Here is a 24,550-nt window from a genome sequence, read left to right on the forward strand (position 1 = left end):
GCCATTGAAAAGTACAACAAGCGTCAGCAGGCATAAGAGGAGACCGCTATGGAAGGTCTTCGTCTCGATATCGTCACGCCCGACAAGGTTGTGCTTCAGGCGGACGTGGAATATGTGGGCGCGAGCGGCGTGGATGGTCAGTTCGGCCTCCTGCCTTCCCATGCGGCCATGCTTTCCGCGCTGAAGATCGGCGACCTGTACTATCGTCAGGGCGGCACGACGAAATGGGTCTTCGTATCCGGAGGATTCGCCCAGATCGCCGACAACAAGGTGACCATTCTGGCGGAAGCCGCCGAACTGGCCTCCGACATCGACGTGGACAGGGCGGAACAGGCCAAGGCCCGCGCCGAACAGCGTCTGTCCGATCCCAAGCCCGATACGGACGTGCACCGGGCCGAGCTTGCGCTCACCCGCGCCATCGCCCGCATTCGCGTCGCAAGGCGCTGACGCCGGGTATCGCGCCGAGCGTTTCTTTCGGGGAACGCGAGAGGCTCCGCAGCCTGTTCCGGAAGGCGGCAACGCCGAGGAGGGCCGGGGAGTTCGGTCGCCATGCTGATACAGAATAACAAAAGGGGATGTCCCGAAAGGGGCATCCCCTTTTCGCGTCCTTGGGAGGGGCGCGGAAACGTGTTTTGAGAAAAGCGGGTGAGGGAAGCCGCTCGGGGAAAGTTTTGGGAAAGCGCCTCGGGAAAGGCTTTCCGAAATGCGTCCTTGGGGGAGGGGCGTCGCGGAACAGTGTCCCGTGAATTGTGCTCCCGGAAAGCCTCTTGAGAAAAGTGTCTGGGGCAGCGCGGACTCGCCGCGCTCCGAAAGGGGAGGGAGAATATTCCCCCGGAAAGTCTCTCAGGAAAAGTGTTTAGGGCAAGGTGCCGGGAGAGACATTTGCAAAACCGTGCTGGGAATTTCTCTCGGGGGCCGCGATTCAGGAAGAGCATCGGGAAAGCGTCTTGGAACGTATTTCAAGACATCTTCTCAGAAAAAGTGCATCGGAAAAGTGTTTGGGGGACGCATTTCGGGGAAGATTCTCGGGGAAGGGCATCGGGAGAACCGTTTTGGGAGCGTTTTCAGGAAAGACTGTCAGAAAAATGTCTTGAAGAAAGTGCCTTGCCTCCCCGCACTGAACCCTCTCGAAAAGTTCTCTGGCAGGATGGGCAGAGCGGCACCCTGCAAAGGCAATTTTCCCGGCTGAGCACCGTGTTGCGGGACAGCTCGTTTCCGCATTCCTCAAATAAAAAGTTTTGGAAGGGAGGATGGGGGTCCGGGGGAAGGAGGGACAACCTTTTTCAAAAGGTGTCCCTCCTTCCCCCGGCACAATCATCTTTCCTTTCTTCATGTTCGCGTAGTGTTTCTTCACGAAGAATTTATCATGACTTCACAGGGGAGTTACGGTTTTTGCTCATAGTGGCGGCAGCTGAAAACAACACTGGAGGAAGTTATGAAAGCTACCGTGATGATGCCGCTGTGTCTCGGCATGGCGCTTCTGACCGCCACTGCTCAGGCTGCGCCGTCCATTTATCCTGTGGACACGGCGCGTTTCCTGGGGACCTCGAAGTTTGACTTCAAGGTGGAATTCGACCGCGAACTCAGCCAGTCCGACATCGACGTGCGCATCAACGGCAAGAGCGTTGCCGACGTATTCGGCGCCAAGCCGGAATTCATCAAGAACGAGGAAGGCAAGGGCTCGGCCATCATTCTTCGCAACGTGTCTCTGGCTCCCGGCAAGTATGCCGTTTCCGCGAAGGACGGCAAGGAAGAAGCGAGCGCCAGGTGGGACGTGTACGGCACGCCGGAAAAGGCCAAGGCCAAGAACGTCATTCTTCTCATTGCGGATGGCCTCAGCATGGGGCATCGCACCGGCGCGCGTCTGCTTTCCAAAGGCGTGACCAACGGCATGTACAACGGTTATCTTTCCATGGACACGCTGCCCTACACCGGCATGCTCGGCACCTGCAGCGTTGACTCCATTGCCGCCGACTCCGCCAACACCGCTTCCGCCTACATGACCGGTCACAAGTCCAGCGTGAACGCCATCGGCGTGTACGCCGACCGCACCAAGGATCCTTTTGACGATCCCCGTCAGGAAACCATTGCCGAGCTGCTTCGCCGCAAGACGAACAAGTCCATAGGCATTGTTTCCGACGCCGAAATCGAAGACGCCACGCCTGCCGCCGTGGTTTCCCACACGCGCAAGCGTTCGGAAAAGGCCGCCATCGTGGGCATGTTTGCGGGCATTCGTCCTGAAGTGCTCATCGGTGGCGGTTCCGCCTATTTCCTGCCGCGCACGGTGCCCGGTTCCAAGCGCAAGGACGAAAAGGACTACGTGGAAGACTTCCGCAAGGCAGGCTACACGCTGGCCACCACGCGCACGGAACTTATGAGCGTCATGGACAAGAATCCTGATCGTCTGCTCGGTCTGTTCCACACCGGAAACCTCGACGGCGCGCTCGACCGCAAGCAGCTGAAGAAGGGCACGGTGTCCAAGTTCCCGGATCAGCCCGACCTCACCGATTCCATGAACGCCGCGCTCAAGGTGCTTTCCAAGAATCCCAACGGCTTCTTCCTCATGCTCGAAGCCGGTCTCGTGGACAAGTACACGCATCCTCTCGACTGGGAACGCGCCATCTACGACACCATCATGTTCGACAAGGTGGTGGCGCAGGCGCAGGCCTTCTGCGACGCCAATCCCGACACCCTGCTCATCGTCACCGGCGACCACACCCACGCGCTCAGCATCATCGGCACGGTGGACGACAATCTGCCCGGCGAGCTCATGCGCGACAAGGTGGGCATTTACGGCGCGGCCGGCTATCCGAACTACAAGGACGAGAACGGCGACGGCTATCCCGACGACGTGAACGTGTCCAAGCGTCTTGCCGCCTTTATCGGCAACTACCCCGATCACTACGAAACCTATCGCCCCAAGCTGGACGGCCCCTTCGTTCCCGCGGTGAAGGATGAAAACGGTCACTACATTGCGAACGCCGCCTACAAGGACATTCCCGGAGCGCAGTTCGTGCCCGGCAATCTGCCCCGCACCGAATCCACGGGCGTCCACGCCATCGACGACCTCGTGGTGGGCGCGAGAGGCCCGAACGCCGATCAGATTCACGGCTTCATGAACAGCACGGAAATCTTCCGCATCATGGCCGAAGCCATGGCCCTCGGCCGCTGATGACGGATGGGGAGGGAAGGCATGTGTCTTCCCTCCGCGACAACAGGGCGCTCCGAATGTTCGGGGCGCCTTTCTTGGAATCCGCTTCGGTTTTCGACGCGCGGCCGAAGCGGACGGGGCGGCCCCGGAAAGCAAAGCAAGCCGGAGCGGCCCGGGAGGAACGAAGACGTTCCCGGCGCGCAGACATAGAGGATTCGGAAGCCTCTGCGGAACGCAGAAGCTTCCGAACGAATCCGAACCTTTTGCACAACGGACATGGATATGAAAATTTGGCTGACCGTGCTGCTTTGTCTTGTGCTTTGCGTGCAGACGGCGCGGGCGGAAGAGGAAAACCGCCTGAGCTTCGACGAGCTGTACAGCGGAGGCGGCGCGCTGGGACTGCGTTTTTCCGACAAGGTGCTGGCGTTTGAAGGCAAGCACGTCGTCATCCGCGGATTCATGGCTCCGCCGCTGAAGGCGGACGCCGACTTTTTCGTGCTTACCCGCGAGCCTGTGGCGCTGTGTCCGTTCTGTCAGTCCGACTCCGACTGGCCGGACAACATTCTGGTGGTGTACCTCTCCGAAAAGCAGCGCTTCGTGCAGAACAACACCGTCATCGAGGTGGAAGGCGATCTGGAAGTCGGCTCCTGGACGGACGAGCACACCGGCTTTGTGAGTCAGCTCAGGCTGCGCAACGCCACCTTTCACAAGCTGTGAGGCAGCATGGAAAACGATCTTCATCTGCGGAACATCCGCTACAGCGTTCAGGACGGCGCCGGGGTGCGGCGAGTGCTGGACATTCCGGAACTTTTTCTGCCCGGCGGTACGCTGGCGGGCATTTACGGCGATTCCGGCTCGGGCAAGACGTCGCTGCTCAATCTTCTGTGCGGTCTGGTGCTGCCCGATCCCTGCCAGGGCTGCGAGCTGCGCTGGGGCGACGACGACCTCACCACCATGCCCGAAGGGCGGCGCGATGCCTGGCGGGGCCGGCACGTGGGCATGATCTTTCAGGATTTTCAACTTTTTCCGCAGCTTTCGGCCATGGAAAACGTGCTGTTGCCGGCCACGTTCCGGAATTTTTCCATTCCGGAAGACGTGCGCGACAGAGCGCGGGATCTGCTCAGGAGGCTGGGCATCCGCCGCACGGATGTGGGCACGGGGGTGTTTTCCCGGGGCGAGCAACAGCGCGTGGCCATGGCTAGGGCCGTGCTGTTCCGCCCGTCGGTACTGCTTGCCGACGAACCTACGGCCAGCCTCGACCGCAGCAACGCGCAGCTCGTCACCGACGAACTCGTGGATCTCGCCCGCTCGGAAGGCTGCACGCTGCTTGTCGTGACCCACGAACAGGTGCTCCACGGCAGAATGGACAGGCGCTACCGTCTGGAACGGGGGCGTCTGCTCTTTGGTCTGGAAGACGATCTGAAATCGAAATGAGCCGATGTTTCCGGCGGAATCTGCTTTCTGAGCGTCGGGGTTCCGGGCTTTTGCCGGAAGGCCGTCCGCATTGTCCGCGCTTCGGGCGGGCGGAGTGACAAACGCTTGCAAGGTGACGTATGAATCCTTTTCTTTTTCTGCGCGGCGAGTTTCGCCGTTCCTGGGGCGGCGCGCTGGCGCTGGCTCTGGTGCTGGCCTTTGCGGGAAGCCTGAGTCCCGCGGTTTCCATGATGGAGCGCTCCATCCGTTCCGGCATGGCGCAGGCGGCCGACGCCTTTGATCTGCTCGTGGGCGCGAAGGGCAGCGCCGTGGATCTGGTGCTGGGGGCGGTGTATCTTCGGCCCGAGCCGCTTCCGCTGCTGCCCCTCGGCACGCTTGAGGCCGTGAAGGCGCACGGCGGCGTCCGCTGGGCCGCGCCGCTGGCTTTCGGCGACCGCTGGCGCGATTATCCGCTGGCGGGCACGTCGTCGGAGCTCGTCACGCTGGGCGGCAAGCGTCCGCTGGCTTCCGGCCGCATGTTTCTCACGGGCGACGAAGCCGTGGTGGGCGCGGGCGTTCCGCTCAAGGAAGGCGACGTTTTTTCGCCGAGTCACGGCAGCGTGGCCGAAGCCGCGCTGGACGAGGGCGGCAGGAGCGCCCACGATCATTCCTTCCGCGTGGTGGGGCGCATGCCCGCCACGGGCACGCCGTGGGACCGGGCCGTGGTGGTTCCCATCGAAGCGCTCTGGAACATGCACGACGCCGGAACGGGGTCGGGGCGCTGTTCCGTGGTGGTGGTGAAGCCCGTCACCGTGGCCGACGCCTACCGTCTGCGGGGCGCGCTGAACGGGCCGGAATCGCAGTCCGTGTTCACCGGCGAAGTGCTGACGCGGCTTTTCGGCACGATGGAGCAGATGCACGACGTCATGATGCTGCTTGCCTCTGGCGCGCAGGCCGCGGCGCTGGCGGCGGCGCTGGTTTCAGGATTTTTCGCCGTGGCCATGCGCGTGCGGGCGCTGGCTCTTCTGCGGGCGCTCGGCGCGTCGCACGGCTTTCTTGCGGTGAGCGTCTGGCTCATGGTGTCGGGCGTGCTCTTTGCAGGAAGCGCGCTCGGTCTGGGGCTCGGCTGCCTGATGGCTTCGGCGGCGAGTTCGTGGATTCAGGCGGAAACCGGCGTGGCGCTGACCGTGACGCTGACGGCGGGGGACGCTCTTGCGGCGCTGGCCGCGGCCGGATGCGGCTGCCTGGCGGCGTTTCTGCCCGCCTGGTTCGCCTGCCGCAGAACGGCCGGAGAACTGCTGCGCTCGGCCTAGCCGATCACCGGGCGCAAAAATCAGGATTCGGCGTTTTTCCGGAGAATGCCGCGGGGGAAAATGCCGCGGGGCAAACGGAGCCCGGCCCGCGAAAAGCCGCGTTTCGACTTCGTCCGCCTGAGCGCGGCGTCCGGGAAAGGGAAAAGCGTCAATCATCGTTTCATGGGGCGCGGAAAGGCGCGAGGGATACCGTCCGGCGTCGGACGAGTGCGCCGTTCCGCTCCTGCGGCCGCAGCCGCCGAGGGATGGGGCATGGCCGCGTCGGCGTCCGGCCGACGACCGGCCTTGTGCGGCCGCAAAAAAAAGGGGGCTTTCGGGCCCCCCTTTTCCTTTCGTGTCCGGTTGTGTCCGGCGCAGGAATTCGACGCGGCAAAGAATATTTTTGCCGGGCGTAGAGGCGTGGTTGCCCCTGCCGGAGAACTTTTGCCATTGTTCAGGGGCGTAGAGGCGTTGCTCTGAGGTCGCAGCATTTTCGGGAGCTGCCGAGCAGGGCCGGGCGACGACCCTGCGCATGACCCTAGCCCGGCGCTTTGTACAACGCTCCGTGTTCGACCGGAGAGCTTCGGCCCGCGCGTCGTCTTTTGCGCCGGGGCTCTGCGCCTGCGAGGCGCAGGCTCTCCGATTCGCGGCGGCACTACTTTTTCAGAGCGATGACGTCCAGATCGTCGGGCACGTACACGCCGCCCCGGAAGGCCTGGCGCGCTTCCTCCGTGTAGCGTTCCTTGCGCAGCGAGGGCGGCGTGCGGTCTTCGGTGTGCCACAGCACAAGATTGCGCACGTGGTGCTTGCCCGCGAGCAGGGCGGCTTCGCGCACGGTGCCGTGACCGATGATGTGCGGCCGGAAAACGCGCGAATCGGCGTCGAGGCAGAAGGCTTCGTGAAGGAGCCAGTCCGCGCTTTCCAGATAGTGGCCGCACGCGGGCTGACAGGGCTCGTCGCCGGTGCAGACGATGCGCTGCCCGTCCGGGCCTTCCATGTGGAAGCCGAACTGCTCGGCCTTGCGCGAGTGCGTGTTGAAAAACGTGACGGTGTGCCCGGCGATGGAGCGCTGTTCGCCGTCCTTCACGGGCACGAAGCGGATGCTGGTTCCCACCGTGGAAAACTGCTTTTCGCTGAGCGTGAACTGACAGATGGCGCGCAGCTTTTCCGAAAGGCGGCTGTGACAGTGGATGCGCAGAATGTCGCTGCGCTTTTCCCGGAGAAAGAGGGAGGCGGTCATGCGCACGAGCCAGATGACCCCGAGAGAGTGATCGATGTGTTCGTGCGTGACGAAGATATCCTTGACGTCGAGAAGGGAGACTCCGGCCTTCTCCAGCTGGACGAGAATGCCGTTGCCGCCCCCGCCGTCCACCAGCAGACCGCCCTGCGGCCCCTCAAGCATGAAGCAGGTGTTGTAGTAGCGCAGCGCGTTGGCTGCTCCCGTGCCGAGAACGATGAGCCTCTCCATGGAGAACCTCCTTGCCTTCTTATGCACGATACGAAGCGCCGGGCGCAGCGTCAAGAAGCGAAGGTCACGGGGAGCGGGCTTTTGTTGAGAAAGTCGGGCGGAACGCCCGCATGACGAAGCAAAAAGCCCGCACGCAGCGCCGGAAATCCCCCGTGATGAGTAATCTTTCTTTTTTATTCTAAGTGGTTGACCTGATCTTCTTGCGGGCCGATGATGAAGGCTCCGTGGGAGGAGTCATGCGCAATCTTGTACCGCCCGTGAATCATGGAGGCCCGGCGCTCTGCCTGCGGCTTCTTGCCGTTGCGGCGAGCGCCGCGGAGTCCTTTTTCGTTCAGACGTACTCCATTTATCACGCGCTGACGTGGGAGAGCGTGCGAAGCACGATCAATGCTCCGCTGCTTTGCATCGACGTTCTTTCGCCGCTTGCGCTGGCCCTTCTTTCCCGCAGGGCTTTTGCGGTTTTTCTTGTGGGGCAGACGGCGATCAGCGCCGTGGTGCTGCACTACGGCAGCTTCTTCTACAACACGCTCACGCTTTCCACCATCTATCATTCCATGCAGGGGCTGTCCTATCTCGGGGGCTCCGCGTTCGTGTTCGTCAAGCCTGACCTTCTTCTCCTTCTTGCCCTCGTTCTGGCCGTCAAGCTCCTCCTTGTCCGGCTTTCCGCCGCGCCCGTCATGCCGCGTTTGTGGAACCTGCGGGGCGTGGCGGCCGTGATCTGTCTCATGCTGGTGTCGGTCACGGTGTTCTGGGAGCACGGCCGGTCGGGCATCCTTTCGCTCTGGACCGGAGAGGGGCCGCATCGGACGGCCGTCGACCGCCGCAGTCAGGAAGGCGCGAAGGAGTCCGTGCGCAGCCTCGGCTATCTGGCCACCTGGGCCGGGGAGTGGATGGGAGGCGTTTACAGGGATACCAGTCTCATCTACGCCGAAAAAAGGTGCCCGGATCCCAACGTCCGCTTTCTGGAACGGCATCCGGAGAGCGTCGATGCCTGGTGCGGCTGTCCGCTGCCGCCTCCGTTCGAGCGCGCGGCGCTCATTCAGGTGGAAAGTCTCGACTACGCCGCGCCGTTTCTGATCGTCAACGGCGAGCGGGTCATGCCGTTTCTGCATTCGCTTCTGTCGTCGTCGCTGCTGCTCAGAGCCTTTGCGCCGCACAAGGTGGGTTCGGCCAATTCCGACTATGAACTTCTGAACGGCCGCGTGGCGGATCAGAACGTCATGTATTATTCCTACATCCGCGAGTACCCCGACAGCGTGATCCGCGAGGCGGCGGCCATGCGTCCTGCGGTGTTCCACGGGCTGGAAGGCAATCTGTTCAATCTTCGCGAGGCGTACCGGCTCATGGGATTCGACAGGACGTTCTTCAAGGAAGAGCTGACGGAAGAAGGATACCCGACAAGCCGTCTGGCCATGGAGCAGGTGGCGGACGAACATGTGCTGGACGCGGCGGCGCGGTATCTGGAAGAGGGAGAGGGCAGGGCGGTGTTCGTGGTGACCATGAGCAGCCACATTCCTTTTATGGAGCCGCGGCCGCTGTTCGGGCCGGGACGGGGCATGTTTTTCCGCTACATATCGTCGCTGCGCTACGTGGACGAGTGCCTGGCCGACTTTTATGCCAGACTGCCCGAAGGCGCGCTGCTGGCGCTTTGGGGCGATCACGGCAGCGACGTGTCCTACCCTTCCGACATGACGCCGAACGGCAGGCGCGTGCCCTTTCTTCTGCACGTGAAGGGAAACGACGCCTGGATTGCCGGAAAGGAAAACGACGTTCCGCAGCGGGAGTTCACGCTGTGCTCGCTCTCCTGGCTGCTGCGGGCCGTGCTGCGTCGCGCCTACCCCTGACGCTCTCCCGGTTTCAGCACGGCGAGCGCGAGGGCGAGGCCGAGCAGGGCGGCGTAGAGCGCGCAGTACAGCTCGCGCCGGGCGTGCCGGGCCATGACGTCGGGCCTTGTGTAGGCTGCAAGGCCGTTTCGGCAGACGTCGTCGAGTTCCTGCCCGGCCCACGGAATGAGAAACAGCGTGCCGACAACGAGCAGGCTCGCGGCGATGAACCACTTGCAGGCCACCCAGGGATATTTCACGAAACCCCGGCTGGTGCAGAGCGAGAAGGTCAGGCCCGTGAAGAAGGTGCCGAACGCGCCCGCAGGCACGAGAACGTACTGATTGATGACGGCCGAGGCACGGAGCATGCCGAACAGATCGTCGTCCGAACCGGCGAGCGGGGCTTCGTGCATGAGCAGCAGCACGCACAATACGCCGCCGAGCCAGCACGAGACGGCCGCAAGGTGCAGAATACGCAGAACAAGCTGTCCTTTTTTCCCGAGATGCATGGCGTTGCTCCTTACGCGTGTTTTCTTGAGACACGGAGGGCAGTTACCATGCGCGGAAAAAAATCGGAATAATATTTTCCGGGGCGCGGACGCGGCGGGCGGAGAAACGGGGCTTTATGAAAATGACGCTCTCCGTCCTCCTCAGGCCGGACGTCGGCGCGCGGGGAAATTGGGCTTGACATTTGGGCCCGACGCGGGAAAACATACCTTTTTCTGACTGCTTTCGGGGCGGTCTCTGTACTTGTGCCCCGCAAGGAATACCATGGCGCGTTCCGCGCCCGGAGGAAAAGCCTCATGGCTGAATATAAGAAAACGCTGAATCTGCCCGTCACCGGTTTCCCCATGAAGGCGAATCTGGTTCAGAAGGAACCGGAGATGCTGAAGTTCTGGGAAGAAAACAATGTGTTCCAGCGCATGCAGGACGCTTCCGGCTCGCGCGGAGAATTCGTGCTGCACGACGGCCCGCCCTACGCCAACGGTCACATCCATCTCGGCACGGCGCTGAACAAGATCCTCAAGGACATGATCATCAAGTCCCGCAACCTCATGGGCTGGAAGACCGGCTACATTCCCGGCTGGGACTGCCACGGTCTGCCCATCGAACACAACGTGGAACTTGAACTCGGCGACAAGAAGAAGGATCTGCCCGCGCACGTCATCCGCAAGCGCTGCCGTCAGTACGCGCAGAAGTTCCTCGATATTCAGCGCAAGGAATTCAAGCGCCTCGGCGTGCTGGGCGACTGGGAACATCCCTATATGTCCATGGATCCGGCCTACGAGGCCGTGACCGCCGCGGAACTGGCCACCTTCGTGGAACGCGGCGGCGTGGTGCGCAGCAAGAAGCCCATCTACTGGTGCTGCCACTGCAAGACCGCCCTTGCCGAAGCCGAAGTGGAATACCGCGACCTTTCTTCGCCCTCCATCTACGTGCGCTTCCCGCTTCCCGATCCCAGGCTCAAGGACGTCTTCCCGAACGCCGACGTGTCCCGCGCCTACATCGTGATCTGGACCACCACCCCCTGGACGCTGCCGAGCAACCTTGCCGTGTGCGTGCATCCCGAATTCCGCTATTCCCTCGTGGAAACCGGCGGAAGTCAGTACATTCTCGCTTCCGAGCTCGTGGAAGGCTGCGCGAAGACTTTCGGCTGGACCGACTACACCGTGATCGGCGAGACCACCGGCGACAAGCTGGATCGTCTTGAGGCCCGTCATCCCTTCATCGACCGTCCTTCGCTCGTCATCAACGGCGAGCACGTCACCCTCGACGCCGGCACGGGCTGCGTTCACACTGCTCCCGGCCACGGCCGCGAGGACTACGAAGTCGGCATGAAGTACGGCCTCGACGTGTACTCCCCCCTCGACGACGAAGGCCGCTTCCTGCCTTCCGTGGAATTCTTCGCCGGCATGCAGGTCTTCGACGCCAACCCCGCGGTCATCGCCAAGGTGGAGGAACTCGGTCATCTGCTGGCCCGTCAGGACATCACCCATTCCTATCCCTGCTGCTGGCGCTGCAAGAATCCCGTTATTTTCCGCGCCACCACGCAGTGGTTCATCGGCATGGAGCCCAACAATCTGCGCGGCAAGTCCCTCGACGCCATCAAGAACAAGGTGAAGTGGATTCCTTCCTGGGGCCAGGGCCGCATCTACAACATGGTGGAATCGCGTCCCGACTGGTGCATTTCGCGTCAGCGCATGTGGGGCGTGCCCATTCTCGCCCTCATCTGCAAGGACTGCGGCGAGGTGTGGAACGATCCGGCCTGGATGCGCGAGATCGCTTCGCGTTTTGCCACGCATCCTACGGGCTGCGATTACTGGTACGAGCACGACGTGGATGAAATCGCGCCCAAGGATCTGGTCTGCCCGCACTGCGGTGGACGTCACTGGGAAAAGGAAGACGACATCCTCGACGTGTGGTTCGACTCCGGCACCAGCTTCGCCGCGGTCATGGAAAAGCGTCCCGAAGGCCGCGTGCCCGCCGATCTGTATCTGGAAGGCTCCGATCAGCATCGCGGCTGGTTCCACAGCTCCCTGCTGGTGGCCGAAGGCACGCGCGACATTCCGCCCTACAAGGCCGTGCTCACGCACGGCTACGTGGTGGACGGCAACGGCCGCAAGATGTCCAAGTCCATAGGCAACGTGGTGGCTCCGCAGGAAGTCATCGACAAGTACGGCGCGGAACTGCTGCGTCTGTGGGTCGCTTCCGTGGACTACCGCGAAGACATCCGCTATTCCGAAGAGATCATGAAGCGCCTTGTGGACGCCTATCGCCGCATCCGCAACACCTGCCGCTACATTCTCGGCAGCATTCATGATCTTACCCCTGAAACGCTCGTGCCCTTCGCGGACATGAAGCCCCTCGACCGCTACGCCCTGAGTCTGGTGGCCGCCTTCCACGAAAGCGCCGAAACCGCGTATCAGGAATACGAATTCCACAAGGTGTTCCAGGGCCTGCACGGCCTGTGCGCCACCGAGCTTTCGGCCTTCTACCTCGACGTGCTCAAGGATCGCCTCTACTCCTCGCTGCCCGACAGCGCCGAGCGTCGTTCCGCCCAGAGCGCGCTGTATCAGATGCTGCTCATCATGCTGCGCGACATGGCGCCTATCATGAGCTTCACGGCTGAAGAGGCGTTCCGCTACATTCCCGAGGCCTTGAAGCCCGTGGACGCCGAAGGCAAAACCGTGGTCACCGTGTTCGCCATGCCTCCCGTGGACGCGACGAAGTTCCGTCTGTCCGACGACGAGCGCGGCGCGTGGGAAATGGTCATGGACATCCGCGCCGGCGTCACCCGCGCCATCGAGCCTCTGCGCAAGGAAGGCGTGATCGGCCATGCGCTCGACACCCACGTCACCCTGTATGTGGACGACAAGCTGCGCGCCGCCATTGCCGACAGCGGCGCCGACATGCGTTCGGTGTGCATCGTGTCGCAGCTTGACGTGGCTCCCTTCAAGGACGCGCCCGTGGACGCTCTGGCCGCCGCGCAGCTCGACGAGTGCCCCGGCCTTGCCGTGCGCGTGAAGAAGGCCGGCGGCGAGAAGTGCGAACGCTGCTGGATGTACTCCGAGGAACTCGGTTCCGATCCTGAACATCCCACGCTGTGCCCGCGCTGCGCTGCGGTCATGAAGGAACTTGAGGCCAGAGAAGCCGGAGCCAAAGAGTGAAAGGGGCGGTGAACCGCCATATCGTCGTCTTTTCGGTGGCGCTGGTCTGGCTTGTGCTGGACCAGCTCACCAAGGCGGCCATAACGGCAGGCCTTGCCGTGGGACAGGGGTTTTCCGTCATTGACGGATGCTTCAACATCGTCCACGTGCTCAACCGCGGCGCGGCCTTCGGTTTTCTGAACAGCGAGGAAACGAGCTGGCAGTTCTGGCTCTTTCTGGGAGCGGCGCTGCTCGTGACGGTCGTCATCGTGCACATTGCGCGCACGTCCGCCTACAGCCGCACGCTGTTCTTCGGACTGGGGAGCATTCTCGGCGGCGCTGCGGGCAATCTCATCGACAGGGTGAGAAGCCGCGCCGTGACCGACTTTCTGGACGTGTACTGGGGAGAATGGCACTGGCCCGCCTTCAATGTGGCGGACATCGCCATCTGCCTCGGCGTGCTTCTTGCCGGCGTGGTGCTGTTCCGGCAGGGGCGCGAAGACGACGGGGGAAAATAGCCGTGCTCATTTCTGACCTCAGCAGCGAACAGCTGCTCATGCTCATCGTTCCTGCGCTGCCGAACATGTGGGCGCTCAAGCATGCCATGTACCACGACTTTCCCACCACGAAGGAAAAGTACCGCTGGATGATGGCCTGCGTGTTCGTGCCCTGCCTTGCGGGCGTGGCCTACTATTTTGTGGGCAGAAAGCGCGCCAGCAAGGAAAAGGTGGACATCCGCGCCAGAATGGAGGCGGAACGGGCCCGGGCGGCCGAGGAAAAGGCGAAGGCCGAAGACTCGGCGGCTGCATTGAGCGCAGCGTCGGCGGAATCTGCCGGAGCGGCGGGCGAAAGCGCGGCCCTTGCGGGGGCTGCGGGCTCCGGAGCTCTTGTGTCTGCCGGAGAATCCGCCATTGAGCGCGCTGAGGCCGCAGAGCGCGAAGCTCCGGCAAAGAGCGAAGCGTTGACCGCGGAGGTCGCAACCACTGACGAAGCATCTGCCGAGGCGCCTGCGGCGGCGGACGCTGCGGCGAAGGCAGAGCGCGCGGATGCGCGTCCGCGTCCTTCGGGAGCAGTGAGGGCGGGCGACGACTGGTCCTTCGGCTGCCCCGACGACGTTCGGAAGCCGTGAATATTTGACAATAGTAAGACAGGGCCCCGACCGGCGGCGTCGTCAGGACGCGGCGTGCAGGAGCGTCATTTGCCGGCGGAGTTCGTATGCAACGGGGGCGGGCCTGGCCCGCGTCCTCATGAATCAGGAGAAAAGGTCATGGAACTTATGAAATGGGGCCGCAATCTTGCCCTGTTGTCCCTGCCTCTGATGCTGACGGCGTGCGTGACGAGCAGCGAGCATAACGCTCTTCAGGCCCAGGTCAATCAGATCAACCGTCAGGTGAGCAGCAGTCAGACCAATCAGGCCGACAGCTGGTCGCAGCTCATGGAACTGCGTCAGGAAGTCTCGGAACTGCGCGGTCAGATCGATACGCTCAACTACGCCCTGCAGCGCGCCGGCGGCGCGCAGAAGATGGCCGACACCCTCGCCGTGCATGATCGCGCTCTGCACCTTCTGGAAAGTCAGATGGCGCTGGATCTGCAGCTCGGCGGCGATCCCAACGCGCAGCCCGGCGTTCCCGGAGCCGACGGCGCCATGCCCGGCACGGTTCCCGGCATGCAGGCGGCTCCCGCCGCCGCTCCGGCTGCCCCTGTGGCGCAGGCCGCTCCCGCCGCCGCTCCGCAGCAGCAGAATGTGGACATGGCGCAGGCCCTGTACGACAACGGCATGAAGTCGTTCAATTCCCGCAACTATCAGGCGGCACTGCGTTCCTTCAGCGACTTCACCAAAACCTACCCCAAGAACAAGCTGGTTTCCAACGCCTGGTTCTGGCAGGGCGAAAGTCAGTATCAGCTGAAGAACTACGCCGAGGCCGCCCTGGCCTATGAAAACGTGATTTCCGGCTATCCCAACAGCGTGAAGGCTCCGGCTTCCTACCTGAAGCAGGGCATGTCCTTCCTGCAGCTCAACAAGAAGGCCGCGGCCAAGCAGCGCCTGAACGAACTCGTGCGCAAGTTCCCCAAGGCTCCCGAGGCCACCCGTGCCAAGCAGGTCATCTCGCAGAACAAGCTGTAGCGCGGCGCAGGCGAAGGCCTGCCGTCGCTTTTCTGCCGCAGGCACGGCAGAGCGCATTTTTGCCGTCCGCAAGGCGGAGACATGCTTGAAAGGCCCGGCGTCGCTGACGACCGGGCTTTTCTGCGCCCTGAAGGGGAGACGAAGCAGGCTCGTCTCCGGCGTTTTCTTCCTCGCGGGAAAAAGATTCCCGCACGAGCGGGGCTTCGGCGGCGCTTCGCCTCCGAAGCGTTCTTGCCCCGGAATTTCACCGTCCATCCCGTCGTCGGTCACGGCGAAGCGCCTCGGCGGAATTTCGCTGTCCGTTCGGCAGGTGTCCGGTCATGCCGGGCGTCGCCGGGCAGTCCCGCAAGGCGGGCGCGGCGGGACGCGCCGTTGAGACTCCCGCGCTGCGGATTCCGATGACTTTCGTCCGCAGTCTCTGCGCTTTGCCGTCATTCCTCCCCCACTGACGATTCTTCCGGCGTCCGGCTGTTTCTTGTGCATTCCGGGGGGCTTTTGCGCCGCAACGCCCAGGAACAGCGCCGCATCCGGGGGAGCGTGGCCGCTCTTGGCAACCGGAGCAGAATCGGCTATGATGTTTCGTTTTCTCAAGACAGTCATATCATTTTATTCTTTTATCAGGATTCGCAAATGTCGGATACCATAGCCAACGACGAGGAGCTTCACATAACCGCTCCCGAACATTCCCTGCCGCCCTGCGCGCTGGAAGAGCTGCCCGAAGCCATGCAGCGCGCCTGCGCCCGCGCAGGCTGGACGCGCCTCATGCCCGTGCAGGCGCATGCGCTGCCCTATCTCATGGCCGGACGCGACCTCATGGTGCAGTCCCGCACGGGCAGCGGCAAAACGGGCGCCTATCTTCTGCCGCTTATTTCTCTGCTTGATCCCGAAGAGAAAAAGCCGCAGGCCCTTATTCTCGCGCCCACGCGCGAACTGGCCAGTCAGGTGGAACACGAGGCCCGCACCCTTTTTGAAGATGCGGGTCTTTCCGTGGCCGCGCTCTACGGCGGCGTGGGCTACGGTCGTCAGCTCGAGGCCCTGCGCGTCGGCGTTCAGGTCATTGTGGGCACGCCCGGCCGCGTGCTCGATCATCTTCTGCGCCGCACCCTTTCGCTGGACGCCCTGCGCGCTCTCATCTTCGACGAAGCGGACCGCATGCTCTCCATCGGGTTCTACCCCGACATGAAGGAGATTCAGCGCTATCTGCCTTCGCACGCCATGCTGTCCACGCTTTTTTCCGCCACCTATCCCCAGCACGTCTTGAATCTCGCCGGAGAATTCCTGCGCGATCCGCAGATGCTCAGCCTCTCGCAGGGACAGGTGCATGTGGCCGCCATTCAGCATCGCTATGTGGAATGCGGCCGCATGGACAAGGACCGCACCCTGGTGCGCCTCATGGAAACCGAGAATCCCACCTCGGCCATCATTTTCTGCAACACGAAGTCCAACGTGCATTATGTGACCGCCGTGCTCAAGGGCTTCGGCTACAACGCCGACGAGCTCTCCGCCGACCTTTCCCAGAACAGGCGCGAGGAAGTGCTTGAACGCCTGCGCGAGGGCAAGGTGCGTCTGCTCGTGGCCACCGACGTGGCCGCCCGCGGCATCGACATTCCCGCGCTCTCCCACGTGTTCCTCTACGAGCCGCCAGAAGACCGCGAGTCCTACATTCACCGCGCGGGCCGCACGGGCCGCGCCGGAGCCGCAGGCACGGTGATCTCCCTTGTGGACATCATGGAAAAGATGGAACTTCAGCGCATCGCGTCGTTCTACCGCATCGACATGGAGCCTCTGGCCAATCCCACGGACGAAGAAGTGGCCGTCGCCGCCGGACGCCGGGAAACCGCGCTGCTCGACGCGCGCCGCAGAGCCTGCACCGGACTCCAGCTGGAACGCGCCCGCCGTTATCTTTCCCTGGTGAAGGAAATGGCGCAGAGCGACGATGAAGATCAGCTCATGCTTCTGGCCCTGCTCATGGACGCCGATTATCAGCGCAGCCTCGGCATGGAACAGACCCTGCCGAGACCCCGCGCCGAACGCGAGAACGACCGTCGCTCCTCCCGCAGAAACCGCGGCAGAGACAAGGCCGAAGAAGCGTCCGAAGAGGGGGAAAAGTCCCGTTCGCGCCGCCGCAGACGCAGAAAGTCCGGCGATGCGAATGCCGCCGATGCTCCCTCCGAGGAGCAGGGTTCCGCAGCCGCGGATCAGGCTGCCGCCTCTGAGAACAAGGCTGCGGCGGAAGGCGTCGAAACTGCTTCCGCGCCGGAAGGTGAAGGCCGCAGACGTCGTCCCCGCCGCCGTTCCCGCCGCCGCGGCTCGGAAGAGGGCGCGCAGCAGGGCGAACAGAGTTCCGAACCTTCTTCGCAGGCGGGCGATACGGAGTAGAGAGCCGTGCGCATACCTGGCACGGTGGTAGATCCGCAGGCGGGCAGGGCCACGCCCGAAGCGCTGGTGAACACCTTTGAGGCGCTGCTTGCCGATGCGGATTTTGCCGCCTTTCTCAATATTCTCGGCACGGGCCGCTTCGCCTTTTCCGCAAGGAAGGCCATGCGGCCCGTGTTCACGGCGCTGTGCCTCGGCATTTGGCGTCTGGCCCTGAAAAGAGCCGCGCCAGACAGCTGCGATGAGGCCTATGAACGCGGTCTCGCCGAGTTCTGGCCCAGGGTGAAGGACGCCGACGCCTTCATGGTGCTCGTGCGCGACGTTGCCCGCTTTCTGCCCGAGCAGGGCAGGGAGGACTTCACTCCCACCGCGCGGGACATGTTCCGCCGCGCGGGCCGGGAACCCGATCAGGCGGGGCTCGTGGGCATGGCGCTCTTTCTGCGGCGCATGTACGATTATTTTTTAAACAACCTCATGTAACAGGAAACATTATGCCTCAGTACGGCGATCTCGTCATTCTGGCTTCTCCCCGCGGCAAGCGTCACATCTACCGCATCGAGGAAGGGCACGACCTGCACACGCAGGACGGCGTCATGCGCGCGGCCGATCTGGCGGCCTCCGAATTCGGCACGGAAGTGCGCACGGCCATGGGCGTTCCCTTCCGCCTTGAAAAGCCGCAGCTCTACGACCTGGTCATGGGCATCAAGCGGCAGACGCAGATCATGTATCCCAAGGACATGGGACTCATCTGCTTCAAGCTCGGCGTGGGCAACGGCCGCACCATTCTCGAAGCCGGTTCCGGTTCGGGCGGCTTCACGCTGGCGCTGTCGTGGTTTTCCGGCCCCAACGGCCATGTTCACAGCTTCGAGGCGCGCGAGGAATTCCACAAGCTCGCCAAACGCAATCTGGCATGGGCGGGCGTGGGCGACAACGTCACCTTCCACCTGCGCGACATTGCCGACGGCTTCGGCGTGAACGATCCCGACGTGCTGAACGGTCAGAAGGGCGACGCGCTCTTTCTCGACGTGCGCACCCCGTGGGAATACCTCGACGCCGCGCGCGAGGCCCTTGTGCCCGGCGCTCCCATCGCCTTTCTGCTGCCCACCGTCGAGCAGGTGGCGGAACTTATCAAGGCGCTGGAAATCGAACCCTTTGAAGAAACCGAAGTGTGCGAAATTCTGGTGCGTCCGTGGAAGGTCGTGCCCGGACGTCTGCGCCCCGCCGACCGCATGAGCGCGCACACCGCGTTTCTCGTGTTCACGCGCATACAGGAACGCAGCGCCGACTGGGACGCCCGCATTCCGCTGGGAACCCGCGAACGCAAGCAGGAAGCCGCCCGTCAGGCCCGGCTTGCCGAGGCCCGCGGCGAGGATCCGGACAGCGTGGACTACGAAATCTAGCCGCGAACGCTGAAACGGCGGACGCGCCGCTTCGCCCGGCCTGCGTCTCTGCCGCGCGTCGACGCCGTGTCGGAGCCGAGTGCTCATCCTTGTCCAGAGCCGGAAGGGGGCGGCGCTTTCGGAGGGGGGGCGTCGTTTCGCCTGTGCCGTCTGCCAGGAGAGCACGGCGTCGCGTCAACTTGTCACTACAACACGGGGAACGTCCCCGAACGCATTGTCATGAACATTACCATTCAGAATCTTTCCAAGTCATACGGCGGCCGCGACATTTTCCATGATTTTTCGCTGGATATCGTGGACGGCATGCGTCTTTGCGTATGCGGCCCCAACGGAACGGGCAAATCCACGCTTCTGCGCATGCTGGCGGGCGTGGACGCGCCGGACGGCGGCCGGGTGATCATTCCGCACGGATGCCGGGTGGGATACGTGGAGCAGATACTGGACGAAAAAACGCTGGACGTGCCGCTTCTGGAATGGGTGCAGGCCGCGCTGCCCGACTGGGGCGATTTCTGGCAGGAATGGGAAAAGGCGCAGAGCGCCGGCGACGAGGCGGCCATGAACCGCCTCATGGCGCGTCAGCACGACCTTGAGACGCGCTACGGCTACAATCCCGAGCAGCGCGCGCAGACCGTGCTTTCGGGCCTCGGTTTTTCCAAGGAAAAATGGAGTCTTCCCATCCGGCAGCTTTCGGGCGGCTGGCGCGAGCGCGCCAAGCTTGCGCGCGTGCTCACCGCGGGCGCGGACGTGCTCTTTCTCGACGAACCGACCAACCATCTCGACCTTGAGGCTGTGGAATGGCTGGAAGAATTTCTCATGAACTTCAAGGGAATTCTGGTATTCGTGGCGCACGACCGCGTGTTCATGGATCATGTGGGCACGCACGTGTTGTATCTCGGGCTTTCCAAACCCGTGTTCCGCAAGTGCAACTACACCAAGTTTCTGGAGCTTCAGGCGGAAATCGAGGAGCAGCGCGAACGCGAGGCCAAGCAGATAGCCGACGAGCTTGAGCACAAGATGGACTTCATCCGCCGCTTCAAGGCCAAGGCCACCAAGGCGCGTCAGGCGGGATCCCGTCAGAAGCAGGCCAGAAAGCTGGAAAAGGAACTTGAACAGTACAAGCCCGAACCCAAGCGGCGCGAACTGTCGTTCAAGTGGCCGGAGGCCGCGCCTTCCGAAAAGGTGGTGCTCTCCGTGGCAGAGCTGGCCTTCCATTTTCCCGACGGCACCACCCTGTGGCCGCCGCTCACCTTTTCGCTGTTCCGCGGTCAGCGCGTGGGCCTTGTGGGCCACAACGGCTGCGGCAAGTCCACGCTGCTCAAGATCATTGCGGGCAGGCTGGCCCGCACGGGCGGCACGTTCACCATGGGCTCCTCCACGCGCATGGGCTACTACAGCCAGCAGCAGGCCGAAACGCTGGATCTCGGCGGCACGGTGCTCGGCGAAATGCGTCGTCTTTCCGACCCGCACACCTCGGAAGAGGAACTCATGAGCGTGCTCGGCCTGTTCATGCTCGGACAGGGCTACTTCGACCGCTCCATTGATTCGCTTTCCGGCGGCGAGCGCAGCAGGCTCGTGCTGGCGCTTCTGTTCCTGCGCCGCTGCAACTTCCTCGTGCTCGACGAACCGACCAACCATCTGGACCTCGAAAGCCGCGACGCCCTGGTGGAAGCGCTGGAAGCCTTTGACGGAACGCTGCTCGTGGTGGCGCACGACAGGCATCTGCTCTCCGAAGCCGTGGACGAAATATGGGCCGTGGATGAGAAGGGCATCACCGTGTACAAGGAAGGCTTTGCGCAGTACGACGCGGCCCGTCGCGCGGCGCGCACTGCTGCCGCAAGGCAGGAATCCGCGCCTGCCGCGAGTTCCGCGTCGTCCGGCGCGGCGGTGAGGCCGGTTCCCGGCACCAACCTTTCCCGCGAAGACCTCAAGAAGCTCAAGCGCGAGCAGGCCGAACAGCGAAACGCGCTCTACAAGCAGCTCAAGCCGCTCCAGGCACGCTACGCCGAACAGGAAAAGGCGCTGGAAGCCCTGCTGACCCGTCAGGAGGAAGTGGAAGGCCTGCTGGCCGATCCCGCCGTGTACGCCGACGGCGTCAAGGCGTCGGAGCTGCTCAAGGAATTCCATTCCCTTCAGGAGCGTTCGGAAAAGGAACTCGAGGCGCTCGGCGAGCTGGAATCGAAGATTTCCGAGCTTGAGGCCAAAAGAGCCGCGCTTTCCCTCGACGGGGGAGAGTAGGGAACGTTGACGGAGCCGCGCTTCGTCGTCCCTGCCGGGCGGCGGGAACCGAAATGCCGAGTTTTCGGCAAGAGCGCGGCCTGTTCGGGCGTCGCTTCTCGGCCCACATTCGCGGAGCAGCATGCCGCCTCTTCGCCGCGGCCCTGTGGCGAAGAGCTGACGAAGTTCTTGCTTTTGCAGAGTTTCCCTGTGCCCGGGCTCGATTTTGCCGGAGCGCGGGTCGGAAGAGCGGCGCTTCGACGCGCCTTGTCTTGCCGGCGTCGGGAGCGGCGAACCGTTGTCCCGCAAGGCAAAAGACGCGAAAAAAATGTCCGGCTGACATCATATTGACTCAGTTGCGTGCCATGCTGAAGGACGAAGTCGTGAAAGTGGCGCTGCCTCGCTGATTTTTTTCTGGAAATTTTTTCGGGAAAGGGCGACTATCGGGGTGGACACGGACATCGGTCGGCAAGCCGTTTCTCTTTTTATCGTGGAGAGCCCCGTGATCGATCAGAATTACTTGCAGTGCCATTTTTTCAGATCGCAGACCAAGGACAGCAACATGCACAGGAAAAAGCCGCAGTCCGGCAGGGTGTACCGCATAGGCGAAGCCGCCCGTGCGCTGAACCTTCAGACCAGCGTGCTTCGGTTCTGGGAAGGGGAATTCCCCGCGCTCCAGCCTGTGCGGACGCCCAAAGGTCAGCGTCTGTACTCGGAAGGCGACATGGAGCTTCTGCGCAAAATACGTTCGCTGCTCCATGAACAGGGCATGACCATAGAAGGCGCGCGCCGCGTGCTGGCGGGCGAGGCCATGCCGGAACTTGCGCAGGCCCTCGCCGGGCGGCCCGCCGAAAAGGACGACGACGCAAGAAAGCTGCTGACCGAGGCGCTGAAGGAGCTTGTGGAAATACGCGCTCTGCTTACCAACAACCCTCCCAAGGAGAACCATTCATGATACTCTCGCCCTCGCTTCTTTCCGCCGACTGCGGAAATCTGGCAGAAACCCTCAGAAATCTGGAATCTGCCGGGGTGAAGTGGGTACACTGGGACGTGATGGACGGGCAGTTCGTGCCCAATATCACATTCGGACAACACGTCATAAAAGGCCTGCGCCCGGCGTCGGGTCTTTTTTTTGACGTTCATCTCATGATCGAGCGGCCGGAACGCTATCTGAGCGAGTTCCGGGACGCAGGCGCGGACATGCTCGTGGCGCACGTGGAAGCCACCGTGCATCTTCAGCGCACGCTTGCGGAAATTCGGCGTCTCGGCATGAAGGCCGGGGCGGCGCTGAATCCCGCCACGCCGCTCAGCGCGCTCGACTACGTGCTCGACGATGTGGACATGGTGCTCGTCATGAGCGTGAACCCCGGCTTCGGGGGACAGAAATTTCTGCCCGCCACGCTCCGCAAGGTTGCGGAACTGCGGGCGAAGCTCAACGCCGCCGGCCGTGCCGACTGCCTCATTCAGGTGGACGGCGGCGTGAATCTCGACAATACCGGAGCCCTTGTTGAAGCCGGCGCAGACGTGCTGGTTTCCGGTTCCGCCTTTTTCGGACATCCTCCCTTCAGCGAACGCCTTGCCGCCTTCACGGCCGCCGCGCGCTGAGTTTTCCTGCAATACATCCAAGGAGACAGCCTTTATGCCTACTCGTGCAGAACTTGCCAATGCCATCCGCGCCCTTTCCATCGACGCCATTGAGAAAGCCAAATCCGGTCATCCCGGCGCTCCCATGGGCATGGCCGACATGGCCGAAGCCCTGTGGCGCGGCTTTCTGAAGCATAATCCTGCCGACCCCGCCTGGCCCAACCGCGACCGCTTCGTGCTTTCCAACGGTCACGCGTCCATGCTGCTCTACGCGCTGCTGCACCTCACCGGATACGATCTTTCCATGGACGACATCCGCAACTTCCGTCAGCTCGACGCGAAAACGCCCGGACATCCCGAATTCGGCGTGACTCCCGGCGTGGAAATGACCACCGGCCCGCTCGGTCAGGGCATCGCCACCGCCGTGGGCATGGCCCTTGCTGAACGCATGATGGCCCACACCTTCAACCGTGAAGGCTTCCCCGTCATGGATCACTACACCTGGGTGTTCCTCGGCGACGGCTGCCTCATGGAAGGCCTGTCGCAGGAAGCGTGCTCGCTCGCGGGCACCTGGAAGCTCGGCCGTCTCATCGCGCTCTACGACGACAACAGCATTTCCATCGACGGCAACGTGGAAGGATGGTTCACCGACGACACCCCCGCCCGCTTTGAAGCCATGGGCTGGCACGTGGTGCGCGGCATCGACGGTCATGATTCCGAGGCGCTCGACATGGCCATCCGTCAGGCCATGGCCGTGACGGACAAGCCTTCGCTCATCTGCTGCAAGACGGTGATCGGCCGCTTCGCGCCCACCAAGGCCGGCACGGCTTCCTGCCACGGCTCGCCGCTCGGCGCGGAAGAAGCCGCCGCCGCCCGCGCCGCCATGGGCTGGACGGCCGAACCCTTCACCGTGCCGGACGACATCCGCGCCGCCTGGGACGCCCGTGAAAAGGGCGCGGCCGCGCAGAAGGCCTGGGAAGACATGTTCGCCGCCTACGCCGCCGCCTATCCCGAACTTGCCGCCGAGTTCCGCCGCCGCATGGCCGGCGAACTTCCCGCCGCCTGGCCCGACGCGGCCCGCAAGGCCGTGGAGGCCGCCATGGCCGAAACCAAGGACGTCGCCACCCGCGCGGCGGGCAAGAATGCGCTCAACATCATCGCTCCTGCGCTGCCGGAACTCGTGGGCGGCTCGGCCGACCTCAGCGGTTCCGTGGGCACGGAGTACAAGGGCGCAAAAACGCTCGACGTTTCCGATTATTCCGGCAACTACATCCGCTACGGCGTGCGTGAGTTCGGCATGGGCGCCGTCATGAACGGCCTCAAGCTGCACGGCGGCTTCATTCCCTACGCGGGCACCTTCTTCGTGTTTTCCGACTACGCCAAGAGCATCATCCGCTCGGCGGCCATCATGAAGCAGCGCGTCATCTGGGTGCTCACGCACGATTCCATCGGCGTGGGCGAAGACGGCCCCACCCATCAGCCCGTGGAACAGATTGCCGCCCTGCGCATGACGCCCGGCGTGCAGGTCTGGCGCCCCTGCGACAGCACCGAGGCCGCCGTGGCCTGGACGCAGGCCGTGGAATATCAGGACGGCCCCGTGTGCCTCGTCATGAGCCGTCAGGCGCTGCCCCAGCAGAAGCGCACCGAAGCGCAGGTGGCCGACATCCGTCGCGGCGGCTACGTGCTCAGAGACTGCGAAGGCGAACCGGAACTCATTTACATTGCCACGGGTTCCGAAGTGCAGCTTGCCGTGCAGGCCGCGGAAAAACTCGCTGCGGAAGGTCGCCGCGTGCGCGTGGTTTCCATGCCTTCCTGCGAGGTGTTCGACCGTCAGGACGCCGCCTACCGTGAATCCGTGCTTCCGTCTTCCGTGCGCGTGCGCGTGGCCGTGGAAGCGCAGACCGCCGCATGGTGGTGGAAGTATGTGGGACTTGACGGCCGCGTCGTTGGTATGGGAACATTTGGAGCTTCCGCTCCGGCGGGAAAGCTGTTCCCGAAGTTTGGCTTTACGGTAGAAAACATTGTGCAGCAGGCTCTTGAACTGCTGTAAGGAAAGG

At 63.1% G+C, this 24,550-nt stretch carries 19 protein-coding genes; 17 read left to right on the plus strand and 2 right to left on the minus strand.

The genetic code is table 11. The annotated features are described in order from the left end of the window. The first annotated feature begins 48 nt into the window (after nt 1-48). The 5 genes from Q0K02_RS07390 to Q0K02_RS07410 all read left to right on the plus strand — a co-directional run bounded on the left by Q0K02_RS07390 (nt 49) and on the right by Q0K02_RS07410 (nt 5,877). Nucleotides 49-447: a F0F1 ATP synthase subunit epsilon gene (locus Q0K02_RS07390; RefSeq protein WP_294486815.1), complete on the plus strand. Its 399-nt coding sequence runs from the start codon at nt 49-51 to the stop codon at nt 445-447. A 988-nt stretch (nt 448-1,435) separates the two neighbouring features. Next, nucleotides 1,436-3,172, plus strand: coding sequence for an alkaline phosphatase (locus Q0K02_RS07395; protein WP_294486816.1), 1,737 nt, complete (start codon nt 1,436-1,438; stop codon nt 3,170-3,172). Between the two features lie 261 nt (nt 3,173-3,433). Continuing rightward, nucleotides 3,434-3,868, plus strand: coding sequence for a hypothetical protein (locus Q0K02_RS07400; protein ID WP_294486819.1), 435 nt, complete (start codon nt 3,434-3,436; stop codon nt 3,866-3,868). Nucleotides 3,869-3,874: 6 nt separating this feature from the next. Beyond that, nucleotides 3,875-4,585 carry an ATP-binding cassette domain-containing protein gene (locus tag Q0K02_RS07405; protein ID WP_294486822.1) on the plus strand — a complete coding sequence of 237 codons (711 nt, stop codon included), beginning with the start codon at nt 3,875-3,877 and terminating at the stop codon, nt 4,583-4,585. Between the two features lie 119 nt (nt 4,586-4,704). Then, the gene (locus tag Q0K02_RS07410; RefSeq protein WP_294486824.1) at nt 4,705-5,877 is read left to right on the plus strand and encodes an ABC transporter permease; all 1,173 of its coding nucleotides are present in this window, start codon (nt 4,705-4,707) and stop codon (nt 5,875-5,877) included. Nucleotides 5,878-6,511: 634 nt separating this feature from the next. On the opposite strand, the gene Q0K02_RS07415 is transcribed toward Q0K02_RS07410, so the two are convergent. Next, complete coding sequence (locus Q0K02_RS07415; RefSeq protein ID WP_294486826.1) at nt 6,512-7,324, minus strand: MBL fold metallo-hydrolase; 813 nt, start codon at nt 7,322-7,324, stop codon at nt 6,512-6,514. 236 nt (nt 7,325-7,560) lie between these two features. Between Q0K02_RS07415 and Q0K02_RS07420 the strand changes: the two genes are divergently transcribed. Further along, entirely contained in the window at nt 7,561-9,168 is a 1,608-nt protein-coding gene (locus Q0K02_RS07420; protein ID WP_294486829.1) for a sulfatase-like hydrolase/transferase, read from the plus strand. Here the strand turns inward: Q0K02_RS07420 and Q0K02_RS07425 are convergent. Next, the gene (locus Q0K02_RS07425; protein WP_294486832.1) at nt 9,159-9,656 is read right to left on the minus strand and encodes a hypothetical protein; all 498 of its coding nucleotides are present in this window, start codon (nt 9,654-9,656) and stop codon (nt 9,159-9,161) included. The genes Q0K02_RS07420 and Q0K02_RS07425 overlap by 10 nt on opposite strands. 294 nt (nt 9,657-9,950) lie before the next feature. On the opposite strand from Q0K02_RS07425, the gene ileS reads away from it, so the two are divergent. From ileS to tkt, 11 genes are all read left to right on the plus strand, one after another. Next, nucleotides 9,951-12,815, plus strand: coding sequence for an isoleucine--tRNA ligase (gene ileS, locus Q0K02_RS07430; RefSeq protein WP_294486835.1), 2,865 nt, complete (start codon nt 9,951-9,953; stop codon nt 12,813-12,815). Between the two features lie 8 nt (nt 12,816-12,823). Next, the gene (lspA, locus tag Q0K02_RS07435; protein WP_294486839.1) at nt 12,824-13,312 is read left to right on the plus strand and encodes a signal peptidase II; all 489 of its coding nucleotides are present in this window, start codon (nt 12,824-12,826) and stop codon (nt 13,310-13,312) included. A gap of 2 nt (nt 13,313-13,314) precedes the next feature. After that, nucleotides 13,315-13,923: a hypothetical protein gene (locus Q0K02_RS07440; RefSeq protein WP_294486841.1), complete on the plus strand. Its 609-nt coding sequence runs from the start codon at nt 13,315-13,317 to the stop codon at nt 13,921-13,923. A gap of 138 nt (nt 13,924-14,061) precedes the next feature. Next, nucleotides 14,062-14,919 carry a tol-pal system protein YbgF gene (gene ybgF, locus Q0K02_RS07445; RefSeq protein WP_294486843.1) on the plus strand — a complete coding sequence of 286 codons (858 nt, stop codon included), beginning with the start codon at nt 14,062-14,064 and terminating at the stop codon, nt 14,917-14,919. A gap of 630 nt (nt 14,920-15,549) precedes the next feature. Next, nucleotides 15,550-17,298 (plus strand): DEAD/DEAH box helicase, encoded by a 1,749-nt coding sequence (locus Q0K02_RS07450; protein WP_294486848.1) that lies wholly within the window; start codon nt 15,550-15,552, stop codon nt 17,296-17,298. 6 nt (nt 17,299-17,304) lie between these two features. Continuing rightward, complete coding sequence (locus Q0K02_RS07455) at nt 17,305-17,775, plus strand: hypothetical protein (RefSeq protein ID WP_294486849.1); 471 nt, start codon at nt 17,305-17,307, stop codon at nt 17,773-17,775. An 11-nt stretch (nt 17,776-17,786) separates the two neighbouring features. After that, nucleotides 17,787-18,695 carry a tRNA (adenine-N1)-methyltransferase gene (locus Q0K02_RS07460; protein WP_294486852.1) on the plus strand — a complete coding sequence of 303 codons (909 nt, stop codon included), beginning with the start codon at nt 17,787-17,789 and terminating at the stop codon, nt 18,693-18,695. Between the two features lie 219 nt (nt 18,696-18,914). Beyond that, nucleotides 18,915-20,930: an ATP-binding cassette domain-containing protein gene (locus Q0K02_RS07465; protein ID WP_294486855.1), complete on the plus strand. Its 2,016-nt coding sequence runs from the start codon at nt 18,915-18,917 to the stop codon at nt 20,928-20,930. Nucleotides 20,931-21,471: 541 nt separating this feature from the next. Beyond that, on the plus strand, nt 21,472-21,864 hold the full coding sequence (locus Q0K02_RS07470; RefSeq protein WP_294486962.1) for a MerR family transcriptional regulator: 393 nt from the start codon (nt 21,472-21,474) through the stop codon (nt 21,862-21,864). Further along, nucleotides 21,861-22,514 carry a ribulose-phosphate 3-epimerase gene (gene rpe, locus Q0K02_RS07475; RefSeq protein WP_294486858.1) on the plus strand — a complete coding sequence of 218 codons (654 nt, stop codon included), beginning with the start codon at nt 21,861-21,863 and terminating at the stop codon, nt 22,512-22,514. Before Q0K02_RS07470 ends, rpe begins: the two co-directional genes overlap by 4 nt. Before the next feature lie 34 nt (nt 22,515-22,548). Next, complete coding sequence (gene tkt, locus Q0K02_RS07480; protein WP_294486860.1) at nt 22,549-24,543, plus strand: transketolase; 1,995 nt, start codon at nt 22,549-22,551, stop codon at nt 24,541-24,543. Nucleotides 24,544-24,550: the final 7 nt, after the last annotated feature.

The sequence above is a fragment of the uncultured Mailhella sp. genome, from assembly GCF_944324995.1.
GTDB lineage: Bacteria > Desulfobacterota > Desulfovibrionia > Desulfovibrionales > Desulfovibrionaceae > Mailhella.